Source organism: Priestia sp. P5_B4 (assembly GCF_056400385.1).
The window spans coordinates 1-3,441 of the sequence record NZ_JBFULJ010000396.1 but is presented as its reverse complement, the minus strand read 5'-3'; the positions used below and the strand labels follow the sequence as shown (position 1 = coordinate 3,441).

4 protein-coding genes are annotated in these 3,441 nt (G+C 38.6%); 3 read left to right on the top strand and 1 reads right to left on the bottom strand.

The window, feature by feature from the left end:
- Window positions 1-91: 91 nt before the first annotated feature.
- From AC1DRF_RS20055 to AC1DRF_RS20045, 3 genes are all read left to right on the top strand, one after another.
- Window positions 92-1,237 carry an acyl-CoA dehydrogenase family protein gene (locus tag AC1DRF_RS20055; RefSeq protein WP_427076039.1) on the top strand — a complete coding sequence of 382 codons (1,146 nt, stop codon included), beginning with the start codon at window positions 92-94 and terminating at the stop codon, window positions 1,235-1,237.
- A gap of 90 nt (window positions 1,238-1,327) precedes the next feature.
- Window positions 1,328-1,882 (top strand): GrpB family protein, encoded by a 555-nt coding sequence (locus AC1DRF_RS20050; RefSeq protein ID WP_477741504.1) that lies wholly within the window; start codon window positions 1,328-1,330, stop codon window positions 1,880-1,882.
- 15 nt (window positions 1,883-1,897) lie between these two features.
- Window positions 1,898-2,830, top strand: a complete 933-nt coding sequence (locus AC1DRF_RS20045) for an alpha/beta hydrolase (protein WP_043981547.1) — start codon at window positions 1,898-1,900, stop codon at window positions 2,828-2,830.
- 256 nt (window positions 2,831-3,086) lie between these two features.
- On the opposite strand, the gene AC1DRF_RS20040 is transcribed toward AC1DRF_RS20045, so the two are convergent.
- Window positions 3,087-3,239, bottom strand: a complete 153-nt coding sequence (locus tag AC1DRF_RS20040) for a YflJ family protein (protein WP_013057618.1) — start codon at window positions 3,237-3,239, stop codon at window positions 3,087-3,089.
- Window positions 3,240-3,441 lie beyond the last annotated feature (202 nt).

Genomic DNA, 3,441 nt, shown 5'->3' with positions numbered 1-3,441 from the left:
AACATGCACAGAAAAGGCGAGGTATGCTATGATAAGAACTATATATTAATCCGATAGGGACACTCTGTCATATAAAAAGGAGATGAAGCAAATGAGTGTTTCATTTGTAAATAAAAATCAAGAGTCTACGTATGGAAAATTGCAGCCTCTAGTCGAAAAATTTAAGAAACGAGCTTTTAAAATAGATGAAGAAGGTACGTTTCCCTTTGAAAATATTCAAGAGTTAAAAGAAGCGGGCTATACACGTCTTTCTCTCGAAAGCAAATATGGCGGAGATGAATTACGCCTTTATGATTTTTTATTATTTCAAGAATTAATTGCTCAAGGAGATGCTTCTACGGCTCTTAGTATTGGATGGCATATGGGGATTACAATGGACTTGCGTGAAAAAAAGCCTTGGAATCAGCAAATTCTCGATTTTATTTTTAAAGAAATAGAAAAAGGTGCACTTATTAACACCGCTGCTACTGAACCGAAGACGGGAAGTCCTACTCGAGGAGGAAAACCGGAAACGACAGCCGTAAAAACAAAAGAAGGCTGGCGAATCAATGGCCGAAAAACATTCACCACGATGTCTCCAGTGTTAAATTACTTTTTGGTAAAAGCAAGCATTGAAGGTGAAGAAGAGATCGGCTTGTTTTTAATTCCTCGTGAAACAAGCGGACTTTCAATAGAAGAAACATGGGATATGATTGCAATGCGCGGGACAGGAAGTCATGATCTTGTGCTAGAAAACGTCGATATTAAACACGACTTTCTTGTTGAACGCCTCAGTGGTTTTAAAAAGAATGAGCCAAGCGGCTGGCTGCTTCATATACCAGCTTGCTACATGGGTACAGCCATCGCAGCAAGAGATTATGCTGTCGCATTTGCTGCAGAATATTCGCCTAATAGTATTGAAGGAATGATTAGCGAGCTGCCAAATGTGCAGCGTTTAGTAGGAGAGATGGAACTTGAACTTATGCAGGCGCGTCACTTTATGTACAGCGTGGCAAGTAAATGGGATGAAACCGGCGACCGATCAGCATTAGCGGGAGAGTTAGCRGCTGTCAAACACGTAGTGACCAATAGTGCCTGTACGGTTGTCGACAAAGCAATGCGCATAGTGGGGGCGAGAAGCTTGCAGCGCAGTAATCCGCTGCAGCGCTATTATAGAGACGTACGTGCTGGGCTTCACAACCCTCCAATGGATGATATGACGATTATTAATTTAGCGAAGCAGGCGTTTGCTAGATAAAACTTAATAACATGTTAAATGATGAAAAACTGCTTATTATAGGCTATTCTATAATAAGCAGTTTTTTCGTTGCAAGAGGAGGAATTGAAGATGAAGTCCGTAAGAGAAATTCAGCTGACACCCTATAATATCGCGTGGGAAAAGGAATTTTCAAAAGAAGCTGCCACCTTAACAACTATAATGTCAGCTCAAGTTTTAGAGGTTCATCATATCGGAAGCACTGCTGTTCCCGGCCTAAGCGCAAAACCGATTATTGATTTACTTATTGAAGTGAAAGATATAAAGAAAGTAGATACATATAATCAGAGGATGGAACGGCTTGGTTACGAAGCGAAAGGTGAAAACGGCATAAAAGGAAGACGATACTTCCAAAAAGGCGGAAATGAAAGAACGCACCATGTTCATATTTATGAAAAAGGTCATCCAGAAATTAATCGGCATATATGGTTTCGAGATTATCTACGAACTCACCCTGATACAGCAAAAGAATACGAAACGTTGAAAATAGAACTAGCGCAWCGCTATCGCTTTGAACCAGAAAAATATGTGGAAAATAAAACGAATTTTATTCATAAAATAGACGTGCTAGCTTTAAAATGGAGAAAGGGCAGCAGCAATAAGAATAGGAAAGATGATCTTAGATAAAAAGGAGGAACGAGCTTGACTCCAGTTCTAAATCGACAGCCAAATACAGGAAAAAAGAAAAAAACAATATGGATCAGCCTGATATCCTTTGTTATTCTTTGTTTTGTACTTTGTACGGCAATTTCTCTTTATGTAGGCATAAGCCTGACAAAACTAGATAAAAATCCTGCTGTGAAAAATCCTGGTGATTACGGCATGCACTATAGCAATCAAGTATTTTTGAGCAAAGACGGAATAACCCATTTAAAAGGATGGATGATCGAACCAACGGAACAGCCAAAAGCGACCATTATTATGTCACATGGATACGGAAATAACCGTGAAGCACAAGGAGCTGGCTTTCTGCCGCTGAGTAAGGAATTTGTAAAAGCGGGATATCGAGTAGTMATGTTTGACTTTAGAGATTCAGGAGACTCAGAAGGAGATCAAACGACGATTGGTGTAAAAGAACAGCTCGATTTATTAGGCGTTATTCAGAAAATGAAAGAAACAACAAAAGAGCCAATTGTGCTCTACGGCATTTCAATGGGAGCAGCTACTTCTTTATTAGCAGCTTCTCAAGAGGACGACGTAAAAGCGGTGGTAGCCGATAGTCCTTTTAGTGATTTAACCTCTTATTTAAAAGAAAATCTATCTGTATGGTCTCATTTACCAAACTTTCCGTTTACACCGCTAACAATTGCTATTCTTCCTGTTATTGCAGATGCAAATCCTGCTGAAGCTAGTCCTATTAAAGCAGTCGAGCATATTTACCCTCGACCAATTTTATTTATACACAGCACAGGAGATACAAAAATCCCTTACACTGAAAGTGAAAAAATGGCTAAAACGCACCCAGATGCTTTTCACTTCTGGAAAACCGATAAAGCAGAACATGTTCAAAATTATCATGTATACAAAAAAGAATATGTAAAGCGCGTATTATCTTTTATTGAGCAATCACTGTAAAAAAAGAGGCTGGGACAAAAATATTTTAGACGAAATGTAAAACGAACCATTGATCAAGACTTTTGATTAGTGGTTCGTTTTTTTGTTAGGACAAACGTAGATTTCATGTGTGTAAATCTTTCTAGCTGTTGACGAAGACTCCTGCGGAAAGCGAAGCCTTGCACGGAAATCAACTGCGGCGTCTCAAGCAGTTCAGCTCATATATCCCATTTGTTCATCTTTAGATGGGATTCATTTCGTTATGTCTCAACCTCTTTTAGCCGTTGATTTTACCTTGTTCTATAAGCTCAGCATATAAATTGCGAAGAATGTAGGTTTTATAACTTTCTAGCTTTCTTCCATCGATTTTAGAGATATTGGCGGCTTTTAACTGCTGAACAAACCAGCCCTTTGAATAGATATGAGCCATTGTTAATCACTCCTTCAAAAAGATGCACGCTAAATAATTAACTATATTCATAAAAGGAACTAAAAAGAAGTAAACGAGGCAAATGAATTGACGTTCATTTTTTGCAGCGTTATACTGCTCTACAGCTACTTATAAAGGAGGAAATGAACAATKAGTAAACAGTATATAAACGTAAATGGCGTTAATTTGCACTACATAAGCA